Below are 25,448 nucleotides of genomic sequence, written 5' to 3'. Positions count from 1 at the left end.
GAAATTCTTTGCAACGACTCGACTCAACCAATCTACTTACGAAACAAAAGGAATTATCGATGAAGGCAATGGTGCTCGCGGCTGGTGTTGGTTCTAGACTTGAACCGTTGACGACACAAGTGCCAAAGCCGATTGTGCCTGTTGCGAATATTCCGGTGATGGAGCATTTGCTTAAACTTCTCGCTAAGCATGATTTCACCGATATCTGTGCAAACCTGCACTACATGCCGGAAAAATTGATTGAGTATTTTAACGAAGGAAAAAAATTCGGCGTAAATCTGACCTTCAAAACGGAAGAGCGATTGAGCGGAGATGCAGGCGGAGTGCGTGCTTGCCGCGAATTTCTGCAAGGCGATACGTTCATTGTCATTATGGGCGATTTGATCGCCGACACAGATTTGACCAGCGTGATCCAAGAGCACAAGAAGAAAAAGGCGCTGGCAAGCATAGCTATTAAAGAGATGGATGACGTCAGTCGATTTGGCGTTGTTGTTACAGACGAGAACGGCTTTATCACAGGGTTTCAGGAAAAGCCTTCTAACGAAGAAGCATTGTCGAAATTCATTTCGACCGGTATTTATGTTCTAGAGCCGGAAATTTTTGACCACATTCCTGCCACTGGTGAGTACGGATTCGGAAGACAATTATTTCCGACATTGGTGGCTAAGAAGCTGCCGGTTTTGGGTGTGAAGATCGGGGGCTACTGGTCTGATGTTGGCTGTGTTGCTCAATATCGCGAAGCTAACTTTGATGCTTTGAGTGGAAAAGTAAAAGTCGATTTGCCTGGGAAAAAGGTAGAGCGAGGTAACGCCACCGTTTGGGTTGGCGACGGCAGCCAAATTGACGACACCGCAAAGTTTGAGGGTCTGGTTCTGTTGGGGCGTAATTGCAAGGTTCAACCTGGCGCCACATTCGGTGGCACCGTAGTGCTCGGTGATAACGTTACTGTCGAAGCCGGTGCCCATGTTGTCGATTCGATTGTCTGGTCGGACAGCGTCGTCGGTGCTAATTCCGAGATAAGAAACAGCGTTATCGGTTATGGTTGCACTGTCAGTGGTGGCGCAAAGTATAGCGAAGTGGCGACAGTAAATGGCGCCTCGGAAGAGACTGCGGCCGCTGCCACACGATAACAGCAGACCTTGCCTGCAGGTGCATCGCAGTGGTTCTCCTCGGTGACACGGTAACGCAGCTACTCTTGAATTGTGCAGAAGCTGTGTTGATGACTGCTTCCGAATGCTATCAAACGTTAACGAGCCCGCAAAGATTGCGGGCTCGTCTTAAGCTAATGTAGTGTCTTAGTCTACAGTGCTTTCAAACTCTACTTAACGCCGACTGGTTCTTCAGCTTGCGCCGCCTTCCAGATTTCCATCCACAGCCAATAGTGAAACGGGTTGATGTCAGCCGCGTTTTCAGGTTCGACGGGCTCAAGAAGAGACAGCCAGGTGTGGGGATTCGGGAAGCGCTTTGCCAAACTGTAGCAATCCGCCATCCAGAGAACTTGTTCAGTTGTTTGTTGAGTACCCATAGCAGTGTCCCCATAGAACCGTTTGACGGTGCCAGAATTCGCAGTTGAGCGGATTCATTATCTGGAGAGACGCAGGAAATAGTTTATCGTTCCGGCAATCTTCCCGTACTACTGTAATACCCAATTCAAAGAGGATCGAAACGGAATTGATTTGGTTGAAACAATACAAAAGTATTGTTAAATGCCTGTTCAAAACTCGCTTTCGCCTGAATGGTATATGCGTTGGATTTAACCTGGAGGCCAATCTAACTGTCTGCCACCGATAACGTGAATGTGCAGATGGTCGACAGTTTGTCCGCCATGCTCACCTGTATTCACAACAGTACGGAAGCCATGGTCCAACTTTTCAGCTTTCGCCACTTCGCCCACTTTCATAAATAAGCTTCCAAGAACTTGGGCATCTTTTACTTCAGTTATATTGGCAACATGAATTTTGGGCAGAATCAGTATATGTGTAGGGCCTTGTGGATTAACATCTCTGATCGCGATGCTCGTCTCATCTTCGAGGACAACGTTTGATGGGATGTGACGCTCGATGATTTTGCAAAAAATACAATCGTGCGACGCAGTTTTTGATGGCTCCATATTTCACCTTTGTGAGCAAAAAACTTCTATCCTTAGAAGTTTATGGTATGAAGAGTACCTCTGTCGGATGTCCGAACCAAAATTGATGATGATCTTAAAGGAGACAATCGATGACAAATGATGGCAACCTTTTGCCACGCTACATCATGATGCAGAAGGCGCTCCTTTCGTCTTTGCGTCTGAAGGATGTTCTGGATGCTGCCGTTCTTCAATTCGCGGATCTGGCCGGCGGAGCCAAGGTTGCGATTTTCCTTTCTGACAACGAGAGCCTGGCGCTCAAGCTGATGGCCGCGAAGGGCTATTCAGACGCCACTCTGGAGCAAATAAAAGTATTGCCATTTTCAGCAGAGAGTCTGCTCAAGTATGTCGTGCAGAAGCGCACCGCGGTCAGCGCCAATAATCCGCAGACCGCGCCTGATCTCAGCGCTTCAATTATGAAACGCGAAAACAGCAGTGGTCAGATGGCACTGCCTTTGATCTCATCGAATCTTCTTGTCGGTGCGGTTTTGTTGGAGGTCAACAACGTCGCCTATTTGAATTACGCCGACTTCCTTAAGGAAGTCGCTGACGTCACCGCCCTTACAATCGCTAACTCGATTTTGTTTGGACGCAGTGAGTACGAACGTGAGCGTTTGAGCACTTTGTACAAGACCTCATGCGCACTTAGTTCGAGTGTCCTGCAGGCTACCGAAGTGCTGCAGATTGCTGCGGACACGGCTTTGATCTTGGGTAATACTCCACACTGCGCTATTTTGCTCTTCGACCAGGGCAGCGGCATCTTCATTTTGGCTGCTTTCAAGGGGCTGGAAGGCTCTAGTTTGAGAGATTTCGACATGAGCGTACGCGACACTATCGCGGGCAGCTGTATGCGCTCTGGACGCACTGAGTACATTGGTGATGGTAACCGTGAACCGTACGGTTTACCTCGTGCTACGGGCGGAGCGCCTTTTGCCTCAGTCGTTTCGTTGCCTATGATTCACAACGGAGCGCCACTGGGAGTGATTGAAGTCTTTTCGACTGAAAGTCGTGCCTTCCATCGTGAACAGATTGAACTGCTCGAATCACTCACTGGTCAGGTGACAACAGCCTTGAACGTTGCCTTTACCCATGAGACAGCGGCAGCGCAATCTATTCAAGACGCGCACACTGGGCTCTACAATCGACTCCATTTTGAAGATTCTCTGGTCAAGGAAATTGAAAGATCTGGTCGCCACAAGCATGAAATGGCACTTTTGCTGATCGACCTTGACCATCTCGGTCAAATCAATGAGCACCTGGGGCAGGATAAAGGCGACGATGCCATTAAATATTCTGCTCGCCTGTTAAAGAGTGCCCTGCGTGATATCGATATTCCATGCCGTTTCGGCGGTGAGGAGTTCGCCATCATTTTGCCTGAAACCTCTCCTCGGAGCGCTGCTGATGTGGCCGAACGTCTACGTCAAAAAATTCGTTCCGAAGCTTCGCCTGGTGTAGGTACGGTGACTGTGTCCATCGGCGTAGCGAACTACCCGAGCAATGCTGAAGATGCGGAAGCTCTGCTTCGTGCTGCTGAGCAAGCGCTCGATATCGCCAAGTACGAAGGTCGAGACAGGGTAGTCACTGCTCAATCCGGCACTCAGGCTATGAGCGGACCAATTTCCTGGCAGGACCTGGCTAAACAAGCCAAACTCGCCGTCATCAACGAGCGTCAGGCAAGTTTGAATAGTCGACTAACAGTGGCCCCCGAATACGCTTCATGGATGACCAAGACACCTGGTCTGGTGAAGAAGAAAGAAGACCGCAGTTCATCAACGTAATCCAGTCGTTCGGCGCTCTGTGCCAGTGGTTGCCCGATTTGAGCTCGGTTAGACTACGCTGCCATGCCTCTGACCGTAACCCTAGATAATTAAGAAAATGCGCAAAACGGGTTGACGGCGACATTCCCTATATAAACTTTCATTTGTAAGAGATGTCCCGAACGTCCCGAACTGCTGTGTAAAACAGCATTAGGCGTCCGAGAGATACCTCTTTGTATCAAATCTCTTGTTTATTCTTTAGGAGGATGAACCATTGGCTACTGCATCTGCGATGAAACTCCAGTTGAAACCATTGGCTGACCGTGTCGTGGTCAAGAAGCTTGAGGCAGAAGAAAAAACTGCTGGCGGAATTGTTCTTCCTGACACCGCCAAAGAAAAACCACAGCAAGGCGAAGTACTTGCCGCTGGTCCTGGCAAGCTGAACGACAAAGGAACACGTGAGCCTATGGAAGTCAAAGTAGGCGACAAAGTTCTGTTCGCTAAATACTCTGGCACCGAAGTAAAAATTGAAGGCGTTGATTATTTGATTCTCGCTGAGCGCGACATTCTCGCCATCGTTGGCTAAATCTACACTCACAGCAGCGCCGAAGCGTTGCTGTTTTCGTCTAAAAGAGGAATTTACACAAAATGGCAAAGCAAATTGTCTACACAGAACAAGCACGTCGCGCTCTAGAGCGTGGTGTTGATCAAGTTGCAAACACAGTAAAAATTACTTTGGGACCTTCAGGTCGCAACGTAGTTCTCGAAAAGAAATTCGGCTCACCACAGATCATCAATGACGGTGTCAGCATCGCCAAAGAAATCGAACTCGAAGATCACCTCGAGAACGCCGGCGCCCAGTTGATTCGCGAAGTCTGCGTCAAGACCAACGATTATGCTGGTGACGGTACAACAACAGCCGCAGTCCTCGCTCAAGCAATGATCAAAGAAGGCTTGCGCAACGTAGCTGCTGGCGCCAACCCAATGGTTCTCCGTCGCGGTATCCAGAAAGCCGTTGACGCTGCAACCAAAGAAATCAAGTCTCTTTCGAAGCCAGTTGAAGCCAAAACCGAAATCACTCAAGTTGCCACCATCTCGGCCGGCAATGACGAAGAAATCGGCAAAATCATTGCTGATGCAATGGAAAAAGTCGGCAAAGACGGCGTGATCACTGTTGAAGAATCAAAATCACTCAGCACTGAACTCGAAGTTGTTGAAGGAATGCAGTTCGACAAAGGTTTCGTATCTGCTTACTTCGTCACCGACCCAGAGCGCATGGAAGCAGTTCTCGACGAGCCCTTCATCCTCTGCGTCGACAAGAAAGTAAACCTGTTGGCTGATCTCGTTCCAGTACTGGAAAAAGTAGCCCGCTCAGGCCGTCCTTTCATCATCATCGCTGAAGACGTAGAAGGCGAAGCTCTCGCAACTCTCGTCGTCAACAACCTCCGCAAAGTACTTCCTTGCTGCGCAGTCAAAGCTCCTGGCTTCGGCGATCGTCGCAAAGAAATGCTCAAGGACATCGCAATCTTGACCGGCGGTCAAGTCGTTTCTGAAGAAGCTGGCAACAAGCTCGAAAACGTAACTATCGACGTTCTCGGTAAAGCTCGTCAGGTCCGCATCAACAAGGACAAGACCACTATCGTCGCTGGCAAAGAAAACCACGAAGAAGTGAACAAGAGAATTGCTGTCATCAAGCGTCAGATCGAAGAATCTGATTCTGAATTCGACAAAGAGAAGCTCCAGGAGCGTCTCGCTAAATTGTCCGGTGGCGTTGCCGTAATCAAAGTCGGCGCTGCAACCGAAACAGAATTGAAAGATCGCAAGCTTCGTTTCGAAGATGCTTTGAATGCAACTCGCGCAGCAGTCGAAGAAGGATACGTTCCTGGCGGCGGCACAACCTTGCTCTACATCAGCAAGAAGCTCGAAAAGCAGAAAGAGCAACTCCACGGCGACGAAAAGACTGGTTTCGAAATCGTAATCAAGTCCTTCGAAGCTCCTGTACGCCAGATCGCCGACAACTGCGGACTCTCCGGTGAAGTTGTTGTCGAACGCGTCAAAGAACAGAAAGAAGGCTTCGGCTTCAATGCTATGACCTTCGAATACGTTGAAATGGCGAAAGCCGGTATCATCGACCCAGCTAAAGTTGAGCGTTGCGCTCTTCAGAACGCAGCTTCAATCGCTGGAATGTTCTTGACCACAGAAGCGCTCGTTGTTGACGTCCCAGAAGAAAAGAAAGCAATGGGAATGCCACAAGGCGCCGGCATGGGTGACTTCTAAAATCGCCTCGCGATAAAGAACTCAATTGGAAACGGGGGATCGAAAGATCCCCCGTTTTTCGCATCGTGTGGGTGTTGTGTGGAATTGAGTTCATATTTGCTTTGATGGATGCATGATGCAGTAGTACATTTTGGGTTTTGGGTTTTGATAGATGCATGATGCTGCAGTACATTTTGGGTTTTGATAGATGGGCTCGATGGGGTGGTTCCATAGCGCTCCTTACTTCGATGTAATTAATTCATTTCATTGACAACATGACCCAGTGAGGCTTTTGGGACTTTGCGCCGCATCTATTTAATTACATTCAAGTAAGGGATTTAGTCCTTAGTGTTCCCGGAAAGCCCCACGCTCTGAGACTTCTGGGGCGTCTGGATTCTTTTAAGGCGGCTAGCGATCTCGTTGAGGCAGGCAGAATCGGCTTCGGCGAAAAGTGTCTATTTCTTGCTTGAATTGAATGGGCTAAGAGTGCCTAGCCACCTTTATCCGTTGCGTGAACAAAGTCTGGTCACGGTGTGCGAAACCCAACCTTGGTATGATCTGAGTGTTTGCTCTACGTTGTACCTAAATAGTTTCCTGAAATTCCCATTTGAAGATGCGGTTTCCTAAACCAAATACAGTTGCTATCGCTGCCGTTCTCTCATTTGTTCTATTGCTAATGCAATCGATCAAGTGTGACGCGCAGATGACGGCAAGGCAAATGGCGAGAGCGCAACAAGATAATCGTCTCTTCAATCAGATGACGAAAGTTTCTGATTGGTTCGCGCAATATTGCACCTGGAACCATCGATTTCCTGAGGGCGGAGAGCAAATAGCGTTTGCTAAGCAACAGCTGAATCAACTCGTGCCGAATATTCCTTACGACTCTGGCGAACTTCAGCTGGCGCAGGGATTAGATGCACAATCTGATTATGCTAACCCAGTCGAGGCTCCAGTTGAGTCACCACAACCGGTGCCAGTTGCCGCAAACATGGATCGCATTCAAATTCAATCTGCAGATTTGAGTTTGACCAATAACGATATTCAGCAATACCTTACTCAGCCTCCACAGGAGTGGAACGCTCCTCCTGGAACAATTACGGCGATAAGTAATCAAACAACAACTTACGTCGTCTGGGGCGCCGGTCGAGATGGTCTTCCTATAAGAGATCCCGATACAGGCAGGGTAAGGCTGATTGTCGGGCACTATGGCTTATTATTTGACAATGAAGAGTAAACTACAGAAGCTAAATTTTGTTCTTGGAAGTCTGATCGTTAGCAACTCACTGAATATGGTGTCGGCGGTGGCGGACCCTTATAAACCGTTCACAGTAAAGTCTGCGGTGCCCGATCAATCATTGACCAAGATGTTCCGGTCGAGCTCGAGATGGTGTGGCGCGGACGGGGCCTGCACTGTGCCGATAGACGAGGACACAACTGTTTGGTTTTTTGGCGACACTTTTATCAAAAAGGATAACAGAGGGGCGACATCAAAATCGAAATCGATTTCGAAATCTAAATCGAAATCTGGGTCTGAATCGAAGTCTGGGTCTGAGCCTAAGTCTAAATCGAATAACTCGGACGCAGATACAGCGTCTTCCTTCGATTTCATAAATAATACCGTCGCCGTTCAGAAGCTGAAGAGTCAGAAGGTGGATTTCTTCTGGCGCAATATCAACGGCCAACGCTGGCCGGTCCTCATTCCTAAGACTGTTGGAAACAAATCCTACTACTGGCCTGGCGATGGATTCGTTCTCGATGAAAAGCTGTTTGTTGCAAGTAAAGTGATAGTGCCGCGCCCGGTTAAATTCCCTGGTGATTTTGGTTTTGAATGGAAGTCTGACGACATACTTCAAATTACAAATGCCGGAGAGACGCCTACGAAATGGCAATGGAAGGGCATCGCGCTGCCAGAGCATAAGCGAACCGCTTTAATGGGAACCGCCCTTTTGTTGAAAGACGACTTTGCTTATTTTTATTCGAGTTTGCAAAAATTTGCGCGAGGTCCGGCGGTTCATCCGACTGGTGTAGCTCGAATTCCGCAGCGAGCACTTCTGGCTATGGACATGAGTAAGTTCGAGTTTTGGAACGGGCAAAAATGGGTGCCAGACATTGATCAAGCAAGCATTATTTTTGAAGATGGCGCTTCCGAAATGACTGTTACCGAAGTTGCTGGTGAACCGTATTTGGTGACAACGTACATGGCACCAATGTCGTCCGACATTTGCATGCGTTTTGCCAGAAAGCCAGAGGGGCCATGGAGCGACCCCATCAAGGTTTATCAATGCCCCGAGCACCTGGAAGTTGTTTTAGGTCGACGGACCGCGGTCTACAGCGCCAAGGCGCATCCTGAATTTTCGCATCATAAAGACGAAATCGTAGTCAGCTATTGTCCGAATCCTGGCGAGATGAAGCATTATCTTGCTCGTCCCGATTTGTACTATCCCCGAATAATTCGCGTCACGCTTAAGAAGTGACCTGCGCGAAATCATTACGTGTAATCAAGTCTATCGCTCAATATCGGTCTAAATTGGCTGCGCCCAGCTCACGTCCCAGCAGTGGAATGAGGCATCATCGACCGACCCCATTGCTTCAATTGCGCTCTCGTACCTGAAGCCTGGCAAGATGTTGAAGTAACTCATGAGCTTCATATCTTCTGCTTGAAAGCTTGTGAGGCAGATGTTTTTGTTGGCGAACTGAATGATGAAAAATACGTCGTCAAAGAATGGTCCGTCTGATGTTGTGATAATCCCGACGTGCCGAACATCGCTCCAGGGGAACTTTTGGCCGGCATCGTCTCCGTTGATTTGAGTGAAGCCTTCGGCGTCGACGGTGTATTCGGGTTGCTTGCTTTTGGGCTGAGTCCTTGCGGCGTCCAGTGCTTTCTTCAGATAAAGATCGTAAAGTACTTTCATTGTTATCCACATATATTTGACCTCTCAGTTATGAATCTGGTTCGGCTTCTTCGGCTGACAGCAGACCCTTTGCCATCGTTTGCACGGTCGGAGCGGCGAAACCTGGCGGTATCATATCTGGTGCTGAAATTAAAAGCCTGTAGCATCCTTCGATGGCTGCTAAAATTCCCAGCGCGATTTTTCTTTTGTTTTTGGTACTGCACCCTTTGGCACGCAGCGCCTCGTCAACGATGCCTTCGAGCACGGAAAGCTGATATTCGGTTGCCTGCTGATAAGCCAGTTGCACTTCCTTTTGATGTGTGGCTTCAGCGCCAATGTTGATCCAACATGAAACTGCCTCTCTGTTCGCTTTAGGACCAAGAGCGAGATGGGCATCGATATAATGCGAGAGTTTTGACTCGGCGTCGAGATTCTCAGGCGGTTCAATATTAGCCCGGTCGAGCAAATGGTGAACGAGTTCGAGTAAGATCGCTTGTTTGCTGTCGAAGTGGTAATGCACCAGTCCGGTTGTTAGGGCGGCTTGTTTGGCTATGAGTGGAATCGTCGCTCCAGCGTAGCCCTCGCTGGACATTACTTTCATCAACGCCTCTACGATTTGAATCTTGCGCTCTTTTGTGTTGGATGGTCGTGGCATGGTCTTTTCCGAATATTAGTTGGTTGACCAACCTAATAATAGCATGCCAAGCGTTCTGGGTATAGATCAGGTATTGGTTTCATCTGAAGTTTTATCTTTGAAGCCGCGATTGCATTCCTTTATAGAGCGAACAATCGGCAATTTGACCCTAACAATCAATCCCTAAGCTGTGATGGTCTCATCAATTGCCATGAACAAAGGTATCCCTCATGATATTTAGGCTGGCGCTATCTCTAGCAATATTGATTGGTGTCTCAGCTGTTCCACTACTGGCGTTCTCTGTAGAGCATGCCGACACCAGATACGCCACCAATAGCAAAGTGCCGAAAGTGTTGGTCATGTACTTCCACGCACTTGATTCGAACTGCAGTGAGCCTTTCGTTGTGCCTACAGTGAAAGACAGCGTTTCGGGAAGAATTCTCGGGGCGGAAGCCGACGTCGCGATTCGCAGTTCAAACAGCAATGCCACTGACGTTTTTACAGGCAGGGACAATTATGACAATGTCACTGGGATAATTCGCCAAACTATTCAAGCGCATCCGACCATCAAAGAGGTTGTCCTCTGCGGAAGTTCGATGGGCGGCTACGAAGCTCTTGCTTATCTTCACTACGCCCCAAAAGATGTTCTCGATAAAATAACTGGCGTCATCAGTGTTGAACCTGCCGACGATCTGTACGAACTGTATGGTCTGACTCGTTCTGACCGCGTCCGGGAAGTGCTCCGCTCTGCTTTCGAAGGAGATCCCAGGTCCAAATTTTCTGAATATCAGAGTCACAGTTTGCAGTCATTGCTGTCGAGTGTCCAGACCAGAAGACCTATGAAAGTTTGCGTCGTTTCAGCGACCCAGGATCAGGTGGTTCCACCGTTTCAACAACGCCGATTGGTGCGCACTCTGCAAAGCTTGAACTTCGAAGCCCAGCTGTTGGAAATCAATTGGCAGCATGGGGTGAAAGATCCTGCTATTTATGCGCAGGCAATTCAAGCTGTGCAGCGACCAGCGCAGATTTGAACTTAAAACTCGCAAGCAGCAGCGATGGCTCAAATTAAACTTTCAAGCAGCAGCGAAAACCTCTGACGGCATAATAAGAGGATGCGCCGTTGTGATAAACAAAAACGTGGTTGTAGCGCCGATCGCCAAAAATAGCACCGCCCTTCTTACGGATTGCAGGAGGCGTCAAAAGCCAGCTTGATGTTTTGGTGTCAAACTCGCCTAGTTCTTGCAAGCTTCGGTATTGTTCCTCAGTCAACAGGTCGCAGCCCATTGCTGCTGCCATATCCATAGCTGTGTCAGCGGGTTTGAATTCTTTCCGTGAATCCAATCCCTCACGGTCGTAGCATAGACTTCTGCGTCCTTTGGGGCTTTCGATTGAGCAATCTACGAATATGAACTCATCCGAACTTTTGTCATGACCTACGACATCAGGTTCACCACCTGTCTTTTCCATTTCATTTAGAGCTCGGAGTTTTTCTGAGTTGGCTTCGAGTCGTTCTTGTACTCTCGACCACTCAATGTCCTTATGACGTTTCAGGTGCTTTTCAAACCGTGATTTTATAGTCTTAAGCAGCGAATCACGCTCGGACGCGGCGAGCTCTCTTTGACTGGTTTTGTTCATCGTTAATTTCCCGATACCATATGCGCAAATATTATGCTTCCAGGATCTCAAAGTCACCAGATACGACGATCGTATCTGCCACCTGATAATTCTTCCACATCTCTGCCAGGCGGCCGCCGCTTGCTGCTAGCTCGGCAAATGTACCGCTTTCGACGATTTGTCCATTATCGAAGACATAGATCATGTCGAACATTTCCAACAAGTGCAACTTGTGAATCGATGACACGATGCACTTGTCTGCGAACGTTTCCATTACAGCCCCGTAGATCTGGCGTTCATTATATGTATCGACGCTGCTTGTGGGCTCGTCAAGTAAGACTATGTCGCTCGATCTTGCAAAGTACACGCCACGAGCAAGGGCCAACCTTTGCTTTTCTCCACCGCTGAGGTTGACACCTTTTTCAGCAATGCTTGTCTCGAGTCCGTTCGGAAGCCGCGACAATACATCTTCGAATCTGGCAATCCGAACCGCATTCATGATGTCATCCTCGGCGGCTTCAAAGCCGAAAGTTATATTGAATTTGATTGTATCGGCAAAAATTTCGGGATCCTGCGGCATCAGTGTCGTACTGTGGCTGAGATGTGCTAGCTTGCCAGGCAACACCGCTCCATCGCAAATGACTTCCACGTCATTGGCCGTTTGCACTCCTCTCAGTAAGCTAAGAAACGTGCTTTTGCCACTTCCACTCTGACCGACGAATGCCACTTTTTCACCGCGAGTTAGTTCGACAGATACATTCTCAAGGTGATGCGTTCTGTGTTTTTCATCTTCATAAGTGAAGTGCAAATTGTTGATAGACAACTGTTTCCAGTTGGGCGGCATGTTGTACTTCTCAGTGTCCAGATTGATTTTGTCGTGCGCTTCTATCAACGAATCAGCGCTTTGCACATCCGCCGCCTGTTTCATAACTGAGCCATAGATGTAGGCAAAGTTGTAGAACGAATCACCAATTCGTCTCAGGTATTCGAATAAAGTGAAGAAGGTTCCAGCCATGATCATTTTTCCCGCACTAAGAGCGGTGTGGGTGTACCAGACCATGACCGATACCACCATGGTGGCAATCAGCATTGACGTCAAAAACCACTTCAGTTCGATGATGTTGGAATTGGTTCTGAATAGCGCCAGCGGGCGTGTCATTCGCTTAGATACTTCCTGAATGACAGGTGTCTCCAGCCTCAGCGTGATGACGCTGATGATGTTGGTTACGTAGTCGTGAACCGCGGAGGCGACACGATTTTCCATCGTGTTCAATTCCATATATTGCTTCGATAAAACTTTATCGAATAAGTAGATCATCGTGAACGCGACAATGCTTGTTAGAGTCGCCACCCAGCCGGCCACAGGCATGAACGCAAACAGGATTACCTGCGTTCCAACCAGCCTGAAAAGCATGTACAGAACTTCGAACGTCATGTCGAAATATGTCGCCAGAGAGTTTGTTGCTCGATTTATCTTGTCGATGCTATCGCCTGAGTGATGCTCCCGGTGCCATTGCAGCGGCAGGTCTGTGAGCATTTTGAACAGAGTCGATTTGTAATTGACTTTGATATGGAATGCGACAAACCGCTCGATCAATCTGCCTGGCCCATGGAAGACCCAAGCGAAAAACTGTATGGCGAAAAAAAGCGACAGGTACAGGTAAATGTCGTGAACAAGTTTTTCTCTGGCGGCTGTGCCGGCAGCAATGTTGGTCTGAACTGAATTAAGAAGTTGACCGATTATGTACGGTTCAGAGAGCGAAACTGCCTGCGAGAGCGCGAACAGGATCGTGTAGAACAGCATCAGCGGCCGCAGCGTGCGTGCATAATGCCAGCCCGTCATGGTGAGATAGATAATTGGATTGCGTTTGAACATGATTAAAACTCGCCTTAAAACTCAACGAAGCTGTGAAAGACTGGTTCAGTCTTGGTTTTACGTTGAAAAAGGCAATCATCCTATTACTCTCGGGCGGTGTTGGGGGAGTTGTTGATAGTAGTGGTAACGGTATTTCCTTGTCAAGCTCGAAGACGGTTTCGTAAATCGTTTTTCAATGAACTCGGGGAACTACACGACATGGCTCTCCGTCCAATGGCAAGCGTGTAACGCGGCTACAGATACCAATCGTTATTTAGAAACGGCACAATCAATCGATCTCCGAGCTTCAATGATGATTCGTGCCAACTAAGGAGTCGACAAATGAACGAGATTAAGATGCCTGTGCAGGTCTTTAGAGGGGATTACGAGGTTGGCTCCGGTGAGTTGCTTCCGAACGGTTCCAATCTAGCGTTCTGTCCGAATGATAAAGACTTCGAATTGCTTGATTTTAAAACTGACACCCGGCAGGTTGAAGATCGCATTCCGATGACTTTCTTTTGCGACGATAAAGAGATCTCTGCCGGAGAGCTATACAACAGCGGGGAGTACCTTTGTTTGTGTCCGCAAAATCAAGATTTAAGCCTGATCAAGCCTGAACGCTCGGCTCGACTTTTTGTGGACGAAAAGGGATATTCTGCGAGGTTAGAGATCAATACGGTTGCGCGCTGACTTGCTCCGATTGAGTGTAGGGTGGGAACTCATCTGCCTGTGCGTTTTGCTGCCACTTCTAAAAAGTCGTAAAAAGTCGACTGCATAGTGTGAAAGTTATGCCGTCAGGATTCTTGACGGAAGTGATGGGAGAGCAGGGGAGCGCCTTTTATTCAAGGCGTTTCCAGTGTAGCCAAATGCTTTATTGACGATGCAGCGAGATTTTATCTGGCTGCTAGATTGGACGAACTTTCAATTTCATAATCGCGCCAAAGCCCTTCCTATGTGGTTTTGGTGCGTTAATTTATGCACCATATGTGATGCGTGTAGTCAATAAGTTTCGCTTTTGGTTGTCTAGCAACATAGCGAAAACTGATTAGAAATAGGAAACTAGAAGATCAACAGCTGTGTATTTACTAAGGGAAACCTATGCCGCGAATAATAGGCTCACTTGTGGTGAGCCAAAAAGATACATCAGCTAAGTTTGTCTTACACGAGCCGACTACATATGAGCTGCCCTGGCATATGATTCGAAATCGCGAGACTATCCGTGCTTTTTTGGAAAAGTTTTCGCCCGCCTGCAGTGTTCAAACTGAAGGCATGACGATTTATTCGGTTGACTGTGATGCGGCCGAGCTTGAAGATTGGTTCAGGCAGCAACAAAAAAATTAGGCTGATTGCTCGTGTCCCATTGGCACATGGGTTGTTGCCGGCGCGAGTTGTGGGCGGTATACGATGTCACCGCCGTGAATCGTCACTGGATGGTTCTGGAGCAGCGTGTTTAATGTTTGATCGTCAAACAGGTGTGTGTTGTACTGGCAAATGCTTACTAGTTTGTCTTCGAATAGGCAACTGACTTTGGCTTCGTAATCGATTAACGCTTTGGGGGGGATCTTGTAAGTCTTTGCCCAACTCATGTCACATGCGCATCGGAGAGCTTTGAAGCCCTTCCTCAAAGTATCTGCGATAATTAGCCGACCTTGAGTAATTACGTCCTCTGCATCAAACTTGCCGTTGCGAAGGTAGAACTCTTCCGGCGTCAGGACTTCAAGCGCACCGTTCTCCAGAAGGGTCTCAACATCGAGACCGGTCTCTTTCAGGACTTTCAAAACGAATTCGGCATTTAATTTGTCGCAGACATAAATGCACTTCTCGCCGAGTTCGATTCCGGCCTTAACGAACTGGGCGATCGCTGTTACTTGCTGCTCACGATCCTCGTATGCCATGCACACGTGATCGTGCACCCGCAAACCGTTCATATGTGTCTTCAAGCTGCGATAGTGATCTTCGTCGTGCATCGAAAGGGGACCTCTCAGTACATTATGGCATCGTTTTTTAGCCCTGCTGAGGCTGGAATGCTCTAGAGTTCGGCTCAACAAGCATTTCCAGATTGATAAAATCTCGCAATACACTCAAAATTGTAGTTTTACATGAATGAGGGCATGTGTCGAGCGGTCGCTTGTTTAATCAACTTCACCGGTGTTTCACAGTTACGTAAATCAAAATCGGTTTGTGTAACCGGCTACTGTGTGAGGTCAGGATCAATGTTGAAACTTACTAGTGCTCTTCGAAACGGCTTGATGGCATTCTCATCGGCAGCGCTGCTTTCTCTAGCCATTGTCCCGTTCCCGGCATTGGCAGAGGGGAAGTCTAAGACAGCTCAATGGCACCCAGGGCACTACATTTTGATTGGTCCTGCAAGTGACAGCAAGGTTAGCGACTGGCTTTCCTATTCGCCACGCTTCCGTGGTGTGCAGATCGTCTATCGTTGGAATGAACTCGAGCCATCTCTCGGAAACTATAATTTCAGTGCAATCAAGCGACACATGGCGCTTGCGAAGGCTGCAAACAAGCACATCTGGGCCCAGATTCAGTTCAAAGGCTTCAGCGCCGATCCCTTTGAAGTTTGTCCCAGGGACCTCAAAGGGTCGCCTAAGCCGGGTGGTGGCAACTATAGTGCATTCTATGCATATGTGCGTAACGGAAGAATCATCAGACAGCCTGCGAGTTGGGATCCGGCTGTGAATCACAGATTGAAAAATCTACTAACAGCCATGGGTTACGCATTGAGATCAGATTCCAATGCATCTGCCCTCGAAGGTGTTAACATGCCTGAATCTGCTAGTGGCGCTCGTCCCGATGACATCGCTGCTCAACCCAATGTGCTGCCGTTGGACAAGGATCAGGCGAACAATTTTGTAATTCAGCGTTTCCAGACTCTGAATGCTGCGTTGCCGCACACACAGGTTATGCAATATACCAATGCTATCCACCCGACGGCGGCGCTTCCAAATAATGCGGCAATGGTGGCTAAGGAGATAGCCGAAGGGGTTGGATTTGGTGGACCTGATTTGGATCCTCGTCGGTCAAATCTTGTTGAAAACGTGTACTCGCAATGTGCCCTTGCCGCAGGAAAGATTCCTATTGGTTTTGCCGTTCAATATGCTGACACCATGAGTCCAGGTGGCGCCGCCGATGATGTAAATGATGTTCGGAATACCCTTGATTTGGCTAAAGGTCGCAAATTGAACTATGTGTTCTGGACCAACCTGGATCGGTACATTCCCCTTGTTAAACAAGTGTTGGACCAGCCTGCACTCAGAACGGATCCCGCTGGTGGTCTGGTAAAGACCTACCCGAGTGCGATTAGACCGTTGCTCGACAGATGATCGTGGCAGTGGAGGACGGAGGAGGGGAGCCAAACTTCCCTCCTCCGTTAAGTTTCCTGTTGTATAACTCGGAGTCTGTAACCAACCCCGTGCACCGTTTCAATCACCACCGACGGTTCTGATTCGAGATGCTGTCTGACAGTGCGAAGACAGCTCCTTACGGCTTCGTTAGAACTGTCTGAGTCTATACTCCATACTCGTTGCAGTAACGTGTCGTTGGAAAAAACCTCCCCGGGATGTCTGGCAAAAAATTCGAGCAGAGCATATTCGCGAGGACGAAGTTTGACTTCTTTTCCAGATAAAAATACTTGTCTGGTTTGTGCATCGATCTTTAAATTACCAAGAGCAATTTGATTGGAAACTATACCGCTAGCTCTTCTAATTAGGGCTCTGGCTCTGGCAAGCAGTTCGTTAAGACTAAATGGTTTCGCCAGATAATCATCGGCTCCAGTGTCTAACCCGGCGACCTTTTGTGCGGAAGCAGCGCGTCCTGTCAGCATCAAAATCGGTGTCGATCCTCCGCTGTCGCGATATTCTTTGCATACAGTTAGTCCGTCTTTGACAGGTAAGTCCAAATCAAGAATCACAAGGTCGTAAGAGTCCTGCAACAACCTTTCAATGGCGGAGCCACCGTCGGCTACGTGTTCGATCAAATAATTTTGACGTTTAAACCAGATGGCAATATTGTCCGCCATGTCTAGATCGTCTTCGACCAGCAATACTTTTGGCAACAGGTCTTCCTCGCAGCATTGAAGACTAATTATACGCTAATCAGTTCGCACTTCTGTAGCTGAAAAAAGGTAATCTGCATTTGCTTGTCAGTAGAATGTTTTTTTCTCTTGCCTTGAATTTCGTTGTGCCACCGTATGTGGTAGCGAAATGAAATTCAAAGGAATGGGACAGAGCCATCTTTATAGCGAAAGTTGTGATTGGTGAAACGCAAAACTGAACTGCTATTTAATCAGCTTCACCAATATTTCCCACACCGGCTGCCTATCATAAAGACGTATTCTGACAGGAAATACTATTATGAGCAAAAGAAATTCTTGTTTTCCGCTATTGGTTCTTCTCTCAATTCTCTCTTTCGCGAGCGCAGGGCTGTTTCAGTCAGCAGAGGCGAAATCTAAAGCGGCTCAGTGGCACCCAGGTAACTACATCTATTGTACCGGATTGGATCCGACTGACGAAAAGGTCCAGCAAATGCTTGATGCCTCGCCGCGCTTCCGTGGTGTTCAGGTGTTGTACACGTGGCGATCCTGCGAGCCGACCAAAAACGGTTACGACTTCTCTAAAATCAAAAGACATCTGCGAATGGCAAAGCTTGCAAATAAACATCTTTTCGTGCAAGTGCAGTTTAAAGGTTTTGGATCAAACCCGTATGAAGTGTGTCCAAATTATTTAGTCAACGGATCGCCGAAACCTGGCGGGGGCTATTATAGCGCTTTCTATGCGTTCGAATTCAACGGGAAACTGATCAGGCAACCAGCCTCGTGGGATCCAGTGGTGCAAGCTCGACTCTTGAGTTTTCTCAACGCCATGGCCAACGCACTTAAGTCGGATCCTAATGTCTCAGCCCTGGAGGCCGTTAATCTTCCTGAAACTGCCAGTGGTACTGTTACTGAGTCAGTAAGCAAGGCGATGCCAAAGAGCGTGGAGGTCTATAACAATAATCTTGTAGAGAGATTCAAGGCACTCAATGCAGCATTGCCTCATACTCAAGTTATGCAGTTCATAAATTGGGTTACTGCGAGTCCGTCTTTCGCAAACAGGGAAGCATCAATGGTTCAAAAGGCAATTGCTGATGGTGTCGGCATTGGTGGCCCAGACTTGAGACCATGGGATGCCTCGCTTGCAGCACATTCATACGCTAACATTCCGATGGCTGTTGGGAAAGTTCCGGTGGGATATGCTGTGCAGTATCCAGATACGCACCACCCCATTGGAGGCGGTTCATTTGCTGACGACACCATTGAGAACGTAAAGAGCACTTATAAGCTCGCCAAGGACCTGCGACTTAATTACGTCTTCTGGTTTGGGACTAACAACTACCTCAATATGGTTAAGGAAGTCCTTGACGCTCCTGCGGTTAGAACAGACCCAGCTGGAGGTTTGGTAAAGGCATATCCAACTTCGATTACTCCTTATCTCAATTGAGCTGAGGTCTTGGTTGGAAAGATTCATCCATTCAAACCACAAGATTAATATCAGGGGTGAAATCAAAGAAGAGGCGGTGTGTCTGAGGAGCACCGCTTCTTCAGTTTTTTTTGATAAAAACTCGAGACAGGAACTCATTTGAGCTTGAGTGTCGATCTGAGCAGCATTTGCTTTTCGGTTGAAGCCATTGCTGGTGGTGCGGCGCTCAGATTAATCGGAGTCACCGTACTAGTTCACAATTTGAATCTACTCTGGATTGTGTGGTGATTGACTGTTATTACTCAGGAAGGATTGAGATGAAAACAATTTTTGCGTCGCGAAAGTTTCGTAATCCGTTGCTCGTGCTTTTTTCGCTTGTTTCCCTTGCCGGAGGAGCGTTGTTCGATTCGGCAGAGGCGGCTGGAAAATCCAAATCGGCACGCTGGCATCCAGGTAACTACATCTTCTGCCCCGGTATGGATCCGAGCGATGCCGAGGTGGATGGACTGCTCCATGCATCGCCGAAATTACGTGGCGTTCAAGTGATGTACACGTGGCGATCCTGCGAGCCAACTAAGAACAATTACAACTTCTCCAAAATCAAAAGGCACCTGCGCCTGGCTAAGCTTGCCAACAAACATCTTTTCGTTCAGGTGCAATTCAAAGGTTTTGGACCCGATCCCTATGAGACATGCCCAAGCTACTTAGTGAATGGGTCGCCGAAGCCGGGTGGAGGTTTCTACAGTGCTTTCTCTGCAGTACAAAGAAAGGGTCGCATCATCAGACAGCCAGTCACCTGGGATCCAGTTGTACAAGCTCGGTTGGTTAGCTTGTACACGGCACTGGGCACAGCACTTAATTCGGATCCGAATGTATCGGCACTTGAAGGCGTAAATCTTCCAGAGACAGCATCTCCGTCACTTGAGGATCTTGCCGGTACTCCGAACAATATAATGCCGAAAAACAATGATGTGTATAACAGTAATATCGTCGACAGATTCAAGGCGCTCAATGCAAGTTTGCCTCACACCCAAGTGCTTCAGTTTATTAATTTCATCAATCAGAGTCCTTCATTTCCAGATAGGGAACGATCAATGATTCAGAAGGCGATTGCTGAAGGGGTCGGAATGGGAGGACCTGACTTGAGACCTTGGGATGAGGCTCTCGAGCGTCATTCATATTCTAATACTCCGATGGCAGCTGGAAAGATCCCAATCGGTTACGCTGTGCAGTATATGGACACGAAGCATCCAGTTGGTGGTGGTGGTTTCGCCAATGACACGATCGCAAATGTAAGAGCCACTTATGACTTAGCCAAAGACCTGAAGCTAAATTATGTCTGGTGGTATGGTACTGATGGCTACCTGGCGATGGTCAAGGAAGTTGTGAGCGGAACAGACCCAGCCGGAGGTCTGGTGAAGACATATCCAAATTCCATTACTCCCTATCTCGAGTAAAGTCTTGGTTCGAGTTGGAAAATTCATCTACATCAAACCACAAGACTGTGGCATCAGGAGGTGATTCAAAAAAGAGGCGGTGCGTAAGCGACGCTGCATCGCTTCTTCATCCATAACAAACAAACATAATGGTGATTATTTTCGGCAAGGCAGTACCGGTTGTATTGCCTTGCCGATTGCGCTTTTTCTCGAAAGCATTCCAAATTGAGAAGATAAATCAACGGACCTGAATTATTTGAGGAACTTGATTTAGCTACCACCAATAACTACTTGTTTCACGCTCATTACTAATCATAATCACCGGTATTTCTTATAAATCAAAGTCAAGATAAACATGTTAGCCAAGCGGCTGCACCCGCGGCAACAATACTCTGGTTTGATGGGATAAAGTGATATGAAAAATAGACAGGATAATCAAGGCGCAGGAATTCGACGAAGAAATGCAAGGGGGGTGTTGTTTGCCACTGCGGATTTGATGATGCTCATTCCGGTATCGATACTTATAGTTGTATGTCTGGTCGATGCTGGACTGGGCTGTGTCTACAAGCAGAAGATGTCCTTTGTGATGAATCAGACTGCCAACTATATAGTAAACTTGCCGGAGAATAATGCCGATCAAAAGCAAGCAGAATCAATGCTCAAGCAGCTCTGTGCTTTGTCGGGTTTAAAGGGGCGGAATCTGAGGGTTTGCACCAAAATGGTGCAAGTCGATGACAACGATGCAGTCAGTCTCACTGCGCAAATCGAGCTCCCGTTGCTTGAGGGTACGGCTTTACCGGTGTCTCTTACAATGCAAGATACGGTGACAGCTGTTTTACCAGCGAATCGCGTCTGCGCTGCGATTGCCATCAGTCCTTATCCTTATTCAACTGAAGAGTCGAACACGGGACCAGCCCTCTACATTCCCATTATCAAGCCTAAGTACACGATGCCAATCTGGCAGTTTCCGTACGATGCTGCAATTAACAACTTGCATGTTAAGCAAGGAGCTGCTCCTGCTCTCACACCACCACCACCGCAAAATCCCTGGTTCAATGATTTCCCATCGCTTTATTAGTGCGGCAAAGCAGCGCAGAGAGTTTTTCCAACCACCCATCAAACCACAACCAACTAAATTCAGGAGGTGAAGTCATTAGAGGAAGCGGTTCGTGCAAGGATACCGCTTCCTCATTCAATACATCAGGACACAATGTTAGCTGGTTCCTTTGGTAGTATGATATTAAATACGGTGCCTTTGCCGACTTCGCTGTGACAAGAAATCTGACCATTATGAAGTTCGACGATTGCCTTGCAGATTGCCAGTCCCAGTCCCGCTCCGCGCCCCTCGGCGGAGTCTGCCGCCGTCACCTGGCGAAACCTGTCAAATACGTACGGAACTTGTTCAGGCGGAATGCCTCGCCCTTCGTCAGAAACTTTGATTTCGTAACGATCTCCTAGATCGTCGGTAGCAATGCTCACTGTGGAATCTGATGGTGAAAACTTGATCGCGTTTGTGAGCAGATTTACCAGCACTTGTTCCAGTCTGTTCTCGTCGGCAACTAATTGTCCGCACGTGCCTTGTCTCTCGATTTTCACCTTTCTTGCTCCCGCAATTTGTTCAACTAGACCAATGCAAGATTGAATGATCTCCATAAGATTGGTTTGTTCTGGCTGAATTTGGAGCATTCCAGCATCCGCCTTGTCGAGCAAAAGCAGGTCATTAGTAAGTGTCATCATTCTCTTGATGGAGTTTTGCCCGCGGCGGTACATCTGAGTCTGAAATTCTGATGCAGGATTTTCATCATCATCCAGCAAAATTTCAAGGACCGCCGACAGGTTAGTCAGAGGGGTCCTGAGGTCATGAGCTACCATATCCATGAGATGCTGCTTCAACTGCATTATCTCTTGCTCTCTTTTCGCCGCCTCTTTGAGTTCAGAATCCATTCGGTGCATAGCACGGTCAACTGCTGCCAATTCATCGCTACCTGATGTGCATTCAGGTAGTTCCTCACCTTGGGCTATGCGGATCGTATTTTCTTTCAGGATATTCAGACGTCTTTGCACATAGAGACTGTATGCCAGTATAAAGATTCCTGAGGTGCCGATGCCCGTGGCCATAAGGGCGATTACAATATACTTGAGAACCGTGCGATTTTCTGGAGTTGCATCGATGTGGTTCAGTTTGAACGAGTTGCGTTGACTCGATAGAAGTTTTTGTCGAGCAATATGAAATTGACGGGCTGCAGTTTGTAAGGACGGACTGAGCAAGCGTTCTTTCATGAGCGCTATTTTTTCTTCGTCTGATAGATTTGCAGCCTCGTCGTTTTCAACTTTGGTTGGGGGGAGTATGACGGCGGTGTAGTTGCGAATAGACTGTGTCAAATTAGTAACGTCGCCAATATTGTGTCGGCTGTATAGTTCAACAACCTCTTGCAGGGCGACGAGCTGTTCGGATGCGGATTTTCGAAGGTTCTGCATCGACTCGGCATACTTTGTGTCATTTGAAACCAAATATTCGACCCAGGACAAAGATGTTGATAAAAGAAGGGTTTGCACCCAGTTGGTCCTTCCTATTAGTTCTTTTGTAAGTGTCTCGTGTTCGGCCAGCTTTTCGAATCTGTTGAACTCGAAGAACAGATAGACTGATAAAAGCAGCTGCAATCCCGCCGGAATGATCGAGTAGACGATTAAACGATTACGCAGACTGCTGTTCATCCATTTCACGAAAAAGGAGGATCTCTTTTTTCGGTCCTCAGTTTTAATCGAGATCACCGGTCTTCTCCACATCTTAGGGTCAAGATAGGAATGTTAGCCCACGGCTGCACCCGAGGCAACAAATTCTCCGGTTTGATGGGAAAGTGCCATGTCAAAAAAATTGAAGAACGAACTCGCTAGGATTCGAGGCCGACGCTGCAGCGGAATGACATTCGCCACTGCAGACCTCTTGATGATCATTCCGGTAACTATACTTATCGTTGTATGTCTTGTTGACACCGGATTAGGTTGCATCTACAAGCAAAAGTTGTCGTTTGTAATGAATCAAACCGCCGAATACATCGTTAATCGGCCGGAGCACGATGATGATCAAAAACAGGCGGAATTGATGTTAAAAAAACTGTGCGCCCGCTCTGGTCTGAAGGGACAGAATCTGAAGGTCACTACAAAAACTGTTCAGGTTGATGACAATGACGCTGTAATTCTCAACGCCACAATCGATCTTCCACTTATCGAAGGCATGTCCTTGCCCGTATCTATTGGCATGGAAGACAAAGCCGTGGCGGTTCTGCCAGCGAACCGGGTGACAGCTGCAGTTGCTATCAGTCCTTATCCCTATTCTTACGAAGATTCCCAGACCGGACCTTCGCTGTACATTCCGATCGTACAGCCCAAACATACGATGCCGATTTGGCAGTTTCCTTACGATGTCGCGATAAACAATTTGCATATAAAACAAGGAATTCCACCCAGTCTCACACCGCCAGCACCGCATAACGTCTGGTTCAATGACTTGCCGTCTGTGTATTAGGTGGAGCAGTCACAGCTCGGACACGGCGCTGTTCGATACTCGAATCTCGGGGTATGCTGGAGATGTCAATTGCTGAGTTTACTGCGTTTCTATGTTTAGCGTCTGTTCTAGAAATGTAATCGGGTACAAGAACTATGACCACTCGTATTTCCAATAGACAGCGCGGGTCCGCTGCAGAGATTCCACTTAGTCTGTTTGTCCTCTTTATGATGGCGGTGTTTCCGCTCGTTAACATGGTTTCACTTGGAATAGCCTGCTCAACTATTTTTCTAACTGCCAAAGTGGCTGCAGAAAGAGCCGCTGCGCAACAGTCTTACAAAAAAGCGCTGTCTTCAATGTCGAGTGAGTTGAAGCGGCTTAATGCTGACGGATTACACCGTTTTCTTCACCTGCGCCCGGTCAGTGGACATGCGGACACAGGAACGAATCTATTTGTTCAAGCAACCAGTTGCAGCGTTAGCGGTCGGTCTGTTCAATACGGACCAAACTCACCGGTAAACGTTCCAATTGATACCACGAACTGGCTCTATGAGTACAAGGCCGAGTCTACTTACGATGTCGAACCACTCCTGCCGATCACGTTTATTCCTATTATTGGGAAGATACCAGGTCTTGGAGTGCCGTGTCGGATCTCGATGTGTGCTCAAGATCTCGCTGAGTATCCACTTGGTCTTGCCGAATTCGATAAGATTCTCTCTCTCTCGGGTGGAACTTCACCAGTTAACCTCAGGGTCAGTGGTCTGGACATTCCCGGGGAGTTAACCGACCTGATAGATAGCGGCTGGGATTACCCGACTATCTATCATGACATTGAGAAAGCCGGGCAAACGGTTGTTGACGAAGAGGTGTTCCTGATCAACGCGAAAAATTGGAAGTGGTTCGATACCAAGATGAATGTCGGCAGCAAAAATCGTGTCTGGATTGATTACAGAGCTGTCGGTGAGTGGAGCGTCTGGCAAGATCCTGATACCGGATTTCGTCCAACCTGGGATGCTGATGGCAACAAAAAGTTTGAGGACTTTTATGGACATCCGTTCAACAATACAGGTTTTCCGCCTGGTTCATTACTGGGCAAAGCAGGCGACGGTAATCCTCCGTTTTTCCTGGGGCGTGGAAGCATCAATTTTATACCGCCCACATCGGGTCGGCTGTATCTGGGAACAAATGACGGCCCTGACGGACCTGGATCGTCGCCCGACTGGTTTGATAACAATCTCGGTAGTATCACTGTCAGAGTAGTCGTGACAGCACTGAAATAGATTCAGCCCAGGTCGATTTCTTCTAAGGCGTATCACCGGAATTTCCAACTTTATGCAGCGACAATAATACCAATGGTGGTGGTAAACATAGGAGTTCATCATGATTGGTCTCGAGTGTACAATCGGTGGAAACATCGGCTCAGGCTCGTATAGTTTGGAGTCTGATTTACTAGCGGCATGCATGCACATGCAGTCAATTGGAAAGCTCACACTTCTAGCCTTGCAGTGTTGGGATGCATCGATCCGAGCATCCGCATATCGCCGCTACAAGGAGATTCGAAAACCTCAACTCGAAGCTTTATTCGAATTGCACAGACGCGAGATTCAGGAGAAATTGTGCATGGGTAGGGTCTTCGTCAGTAGAAGAGCAGGTTGCTGGTTCATTCACAGCCACTCCGCAAGCCTCTATGGCGAATATAGGTTCAAAAACGCCGGCACAATCGCTGAGATGGAGTTTCTCAATTGTCTGGGAGTGTCAGACGAACTCTTTTGGTCGTCAAGCGATTTTGAATTCCTGCTTTTGCCGCATACAGCATTTCCCACTAGCTTCATCGAGCGAAACTGCATAAATGTTATCCAGCCGAAGAATGCCTTGCCCTGGAGACTTCAATGATGCAGACC

The 25,448-nt window shown here is 47.9% G+C and carries 25 protein-coding genes; 16 read left to right on the top strand and 9 right to left on the bottom strand.

The features are described 5' to 3' along the window. Positions 1–59: 59 nt before the first annotated feature. Positions 60–1,130 carry an NDP-sugar synthase gene (locus tag EKK48_29130; GenBank protein ID RTL35744.1) on the top strand — a complete coding sequence of 357 codons (1,071 nt, stop codon included), beginning with the start codon at positions 60–62 and terminating at the stop codon, positions 1,128–1,130. Between the two features lie 188 nt (positions 1,131–1,318). Here the strand turns inward: EKK48_29130 and EKK48_29125 are convergent, their stop codons facing one another. Further along, positions 1,319–1,525: a hypothetical protein gene (locus EKK48_29125; GenBank protein ID RTL35743.1), complete on the bottom strand. Its 207-nt coding sequence runs from the start codon at positions 1,523–1,525 to the stop codon at positions 1,319–1,321. A 228-nt stretch (positions 1,526–1,753) separates the two neighbouring features. Next, a complete protein-coding gene (locus EKK48_29120) occupies positions 1,754–2,110 on the bottom strand; it encodes a histidine triad nucleotide-binding protein (GenBank protein ID RTL35742.1) in 357 nt (118 codons plus the stop codon). Between the two features lie 110 nt (positions 2,111–2,220). On the opposite strand from EKK48_29120, the gene EKK48_29115 reads away from it, so the two are divergent. The 5 genes from EKK48_29115 to EKK48_29095 all read left to right on the top strand — a co-directional run bounded on the left by EKK48_29115 (position 2,221) and on the right by EKK48_29095 (position 8,615). Continuing rightward, positions 2,221–3,906, top strand: a complete 1,686-nt coding sequence (locus EKK48_29115; GenBank protein ID RTL35741.1) for a GGDEF domain-containing protein — start codon at positions 2,221–2,223, stop codon at positions 3,904–3,906. A gap of 271 nt (positions 3,907–4,177) precedes the next feature. After that, the gene (locus tag EKK48_29110; GenBank protein ID RTL35774.1) at positions 4,178–4,471 is read left to right on the top strand and encodes a co-chaperone GroES; all 294 of its coding nucleotides are present in this window, start codon (positions 4,178–4,180) and stop codon (positions 4,469–4,471) included. 62 nt (positions 4,472–4,533) lie between these two features. Beyond that, entirely contained in the window at positions 4,534–6,162 is a 1,629-nt protein-coding gene (gene groL, locus EKK48_29105) for a chaperonin GroEL (GenBank protein ID RTL35740.1), read from the top strand. A 697-nt stretch (positions 6,163–6,859) separates the two neighbouring features. Beyond that, positions 6,860–7,375 carry a hypothetical protein gene (locus tag EKK48_29100; protein ID RTL35739.1) on the top strand — a complete coding sequence of 172 codons (516 nt, stop codon included), beginning with the start codon at positions 6,860–6,862 and terminating at the stop codon, positions 7,373–7,375. Then, positions 7,347–8,615 (top strand): DUF4185 domain-containing protein, encoded by a 1,269-nt coding sequence (locus EKK48_29095; GenBank protein ID RTL35738.1) that lies wholly within the window; start codon positions 7,347–7,349, stop codon positions 8,613–8,615. Before EKK48_29100 ends, EKK48_29095 begins: the two co-directional genes overlap by 29 nt. Before the next feature lie 48 nt (positions 8,616–8,663). On the opposite strand, the gene EKK48_29090 is transcribed toward EKK48_29095, so the two are convergent. Continuing rightward, complete coding sequence (locus EKK48_29090; GenBank protein RTL35737.1) at positions 8,664–9,053, bottom strand: hypothetical protein; 390 nt, start codon at positions 9,051–9,053, stop codon at positions 8,664–8,666. 28 nt (positions 9,054–9,081) lie between these two features. Continuing rightward, positions 9,082–9,687 carry a TetR family transcriptional regulator gene (locus tag EKK48_29085; protein RTL35736.1) on the bottom strand — a complete coding sequence of 202 codons (606 nt, stop codon included), beginning with the start codon at positions 9,685–9,687 and terminating at the stop codon, positions 9,082–9,084. 209 nt (positions 9,688–9,896) lie between these two features. Between EKK48_29085 and EKK48_29080 the strand changes: the two genes are divergently transcribed. Beyond that, on the top strand, positions 9,897–10,697 hold the full coding sequence (locus EKK48_29080; GenBank protein ID RTL35735.1) for a hypothetical protein: 801 nt from the start codon (positions 9,897–9,899) through the stop codon (positions 10,695–10,697). 34 nt (positions 10,698–10,731) lie between these two features. Here EKK48_29080 and EKK48_29075 read toward each other — a convergent pair whose 3' ends face one another. Both EKK48_29075 and EKK48_29070 read right to left on the bottom strand, forming a co-directional pair. Further along, positions 10,732–11,301, bottom strand: coding sequence for a DUF4256 domain-containing protein (locus EKK48_29075; protein ID RTL35734.1), 570 nt, complete (start codon positions 11,299–11,301; stop codon positions 10,732–10,734). Between the two features lie 31 nt (positions 11,302–11,332). Further along, entirely contained in the window at positions 11,333–13,156 is a 1,824-nt protein-coding gene (locus EKK48_29070; protein ID RTL35733.1) for an ABC transporter ATP-binding protein, read from the bottom strand. Between the two features lie 321 nt (positions 13,157–13,477). Here EKK48_29070 and EKK48_29065 point away from each other — a divergent pair, with 321 nt between their 5' ends. Then, on the top strand, positions 13,478–13,825 hold the full coding sequence (locus EKK48_29065) for a hypothetical protein (GenBank protein RTL35732.1): 348 nt from the start codon (positions 13,478–13,480) through the stop codon (positions 13,823–13,825). 408 nt (positions 13,826–14,233) lie between these two features. Further along, the gene (locus EKK48_29060) at positions 14,234–14,476 is read left to right on the top strand and encodes a hypothetical protein (protein RTL35731.1); all 243 of its coding nucleotides are present in this window, start codon (positions 14,234–14,236) and stop codon (positions 14,474–14,476) included. Here EKK48_29060 and EKK48_29055 read toward each other — a convergent pair. Beyond that, positions 14,473–15,102, bottom strand: coding sequence for a hypothetical protein (locus EKK48_29055; GenBank protein RTL35730.1), 630 nt, complete (start codon positions 15,100–15,102; stop codon positions 14,473–14,475). The genes EKK48_29060 and EKK48_29055 overlap by 4 nt on opposite strands. 246 nt (positions 15,103–15,348) lie before the next feature. On the opposite strand from EKK48_29055, the gene EKK48_29050 reads away from it, so the two are divergent. Next, positions 15,349–16,473 (top strand): hypothetical protein, encoded by a 1,125-nt coding sequence (locus EKK48_29050; protein RTL35729.1) that lies wholly within the window; start codon positions 15,349–15,351, stop codon positions 16,471–16,473. A gap of 47 nt (positions 16,474–16,520) precedes the next feature. Here EKK48_29050 and EKK48_29045 read toward each other — a convergent pair whose 3' ends face one another. After that, positions 16,521–17,204: a response regulator transcription factor gene (locus EKK48_29045; protein ID RTL35728.1), complete on the bottom strand. Its 684-nt coding sequence runs from the start codon at positions 17,202–17,204 to the stop codon at positions 16,521–16,523. Positions 17,205–17,502: 298 nt separating this feature from the next. On the opposite strand from EKK48_29045, the gene EKK48_29040 reads away from it, so the two are divergent. From EKK48_29040 to EKK48_29030, 3 genes are all read left to right on the top strand, one after another. After that, positions 17,503–18,627 (top strand): hypothetical protein, encoded by a 1,125-nt coding sequence (locus EKK48_29040; GenBank protein RTL35727.1) that lies wholly within the window; start codon positions 17,503–17,505, stop codon positions 18,625–18,627. Between the two features lie 296 nt (positions 18,628–18,923). Next, positions 18,924–20,063, top strand: a complete 1,140-nt coding sequence (locus EKK48_29035; GenBank protein RTL35726.1) for a hypothetical protein — start codon at positions 18,924–18,926, stop codon at positions 20,061–20,063. A gap of 394 nt (positions 20,064–20,457) precedes the next feature. Next, positions 20,458–21,120, top strand: a complete 663-nt coding sequence (locus EKK48_29030; protein ID RTL35725.1) for a hypothetical protein — start codon at positions 20,458–20,460, stop codon at positions 21,118–21,120. Between the two features lie 122 nt (positions 21,121–21,242). Here the strand turns inward: EKK48_29030 and EKK48_29025 are convergent, their stop codons facing one another. Continuing rightward, positions 21,243–22,829 (bottom strand): HAMP domain-containing histidine kinase, encoded by a 1,587-nt coding sequence (locus tag EKK48_29025; protein RTL35724.1) that lies wholly within the window; start codon positions 22,827–22,829, stop codon positions 21,243–21,245. A 76-nt stretch (positions 22,830–22,905) separates the two neighbouring features. On the opposite strand from EKK48_29025, the gene EKK48_29020 reads away from it, so the two are divergent. The 3 genes from EKK48_29020 to EKK48_29010 all read left to right on the top strand — a co-directional run bounded on the left by EKK48_29020 (position 22,906) and on the right by EKK48_29010 (position 25,440). Beyond that, positions 22,906–23,568 carry a hypothetical protein gene (locus EKK48_29020; GenBank protein ID RTL35723.1) on the top strand — a complete coding sequence of 221 codons (663 nt, stop codon included), beginning with the start codon at positions 22,906–22,908 and terminating at the stop codon, positions 23,566–23,568. Positions 23,569–23,702: 134 nt separating this feature from the next. Continuing rightward, positions 23,703–24,827 carry a hypothetical protein gene (locus EKK48_29015; protein ID RTL35722.1) on the top strand — a complete coding sequence of 375 codons (1,125 nt, stop codon included), beginning with the start codon at positions 23,703–23,705 and terminating at the stop codon, positions 24,825–24,827. A gap of 100 nt (positions 24,828–24,927) precedes the next feature. Beyond that, complete coding sequence (locus EKK48_29010) at positions 24,928–25,440, top strand: hypothetical protein (GenBank protein ID RTL35721.1); 513 nt, start codon at positions 24,928–24,930, stop codon at positions 25,438–25,440. Positions 25,441–25,448: the final 8 nt, after the last annotated feature.

The sequence above is a fragment of the Candidatus Melainabacteria bacterium genome, from assembly GCA_003963305.1.
Lineage (GTDB): Bacteria > Cyanobacteriota > Vampirovibrionia > Obscuribacterales > Obscuribacteraceae > PALSA-1081.
The sequence above is the reverse complement of the archived record's forward strand: the minus strand, read 5'-3'. Positions and strand labels throughout refer to the sequence as shown.

Excerpts from the sequence above, each read along its gene's own strand:
- EKK48_29130 (RTL35744.1), top strand. The coding sequence starts at position 60 with ATGAAGGCAATGGTGCTCGCGGCTGGTGTTGGTTCTAGACTTGAACCG.
- EKK48_29065 (RTL35732.1), top strand. The coding sequence starts at position 13,478 with ATGAACGAGATTAAGATGCCTGTGCAGGTCTTTAGAGGGGATTACGAG.
- EKK48_29030 (RTL35725.1), top strand. The coding sequence starts at position 20,458 with ATGAAAAATAGACAGGATAATCAAGGCGCAGGAATTCGACGAAGAAAT.
- EKK48_29110 (RTL35774.1), top strand. The coding sequence starts at position 4,178 with ATGAAACTCCAGTTGAAACCATTGGCTGACCGTGTCGTGGTCAAGAAG.
- groL (RTL35740.1), top strand. The coding sequence starts at position 4,534 with ATGGCAAAGCAAATTGTCTACACAGAACAAGCACGTCGCGCTCTAGAG.
- EKK48_29035 (RTL35726.1), top strand. The coding sequence starts at position 18,924 with ATGAAAACAATTTTTGCGTCGCGAAAGTTTCGTAATCCGTTGCTCGTG.
- EKK48_29055 (RTL35730.1), bottom strand. The coding sequence starts at position 15,102 with ATGCACGACGAAGATCACTATCGCAGCTTGAAGACACATATGAACGGT.
- EKK48_29070 (RTL35733.1), bottom strand. The coding sequence starts at position 13,156 with ATGTTCAAACGCAATCCAATTATCTATCTCACCATGACGGGCTGGCAT.
- EKK48_29125 (RTL35743.1), bottom strand. The coding sequence starts at position 1,525 with ATGGGTACTCAACAAACAACTGAACAAGTTCTCTGGATGGCGGATTGC.
- EKK48_29120 (RTL35742.1), bottom strand. The coding sequence starts at position 2,110 with ATGGAGCCATCAAAAACTGCGTCGCACGATTGTATTTTTTGCAAAATC.
- EKK48_29095 (RTL35738.1), top strand. The coding sequence starts at position 7,347 with ATGGCTTATTATTTGACAATGAAGAGTAAACTACAGAAGCTAAATTTT.
- EKK48_29115 (RTL35741.1), top strand. The coding sequence starts at position 2,221 with ATGACAAATGATGGCAACCTTTTGCCACGCTACATCATGATGCAGAAG.
- EKK48_29075 (RTL35734.1), bottom strand. The coding sequence starts at position 11,301 with ATGAACAAAACCAGTCAAAGAGAGCTCGCCGCGTCCGAGCGTGATTCG.
- EKK48_29050 (RTL35729.1), top strand. The coding sequence starts at position 15,349 with ATGTTGAAACTTACTAGTGCTCTTCGAAACGGCTTGATGGCATTCTCA.
- EKK48_29080 (RTL35735.1), top strand. The coding sequence starts at position 9,897 with ATGATATTTAGGCTGGCGCTATCTCTAGCAATATTGATTGGTGTCTCA.
- EKK48_29015 (RTL35722.1), top strand. The coding sequence starts at position 23,703 with ATGACCACTCGTATTTCCAATAGACAGCGCGGGTCCGCTGCAGAGATT.
- EKK48_29020 (RTL35723.1), top strand. The coding sequence starts at position 22,906 with ATGTCAAAAAAATTGAAGAACGAACTCGCTAGGATTCGAGGCCGACGC.
- EKK48_29025 (RTL35724.1), bottom strand. The coding sequence starts at position 22,829 with ATGTGGAGAAGACCGGTGATCTCGATTAAAACTGAGGACCGAAAAAAG.
- EKK48_29085 (RTL35736.1), bottom strand. The coding sequence starts at position 9,687 with ATGCCACGACCATCCAACACAAAAGAGCGCAAGATTCAAATCGTAGAG.
- EKK48_29040 (RTL35727.1), top strand. The coding sequence starts at position 17,503 with ATGAGCAAAAGAAATTCTTGTTTTCCGCTATTGGTTCTTCTCTCAATT.
- EKK48_29010 (RTL35721.1), top strand. The coding sequence starts at position 24,928 with ATGATTGGTCTCGAGTGTACAATCGGTGGAAACATCGGCTCAGGCTCG.
- EKK48_29060 (RTL35731.1), top strand. The coding sequence starts at position 14,234 with ATGCCGCGAATAATAGGCTCACTTGTGGTGAGCCAAAAAGATACATCA.
- EKK48_29090 (RTL35737.1), bottom strand. The coding sequence starts at position 9,053 with ATGAAAGTACTTTACGATCTTTATCTGAAGAAAGCACTGGACGCCGCA.
- EKK48_29100 (RTL35739.1), top strand. The coding sequence starts at position 6,860 with ATGGCGAGAGCGCAACAAGATAATCGTCTCTTCAATCAGATGACGAAA.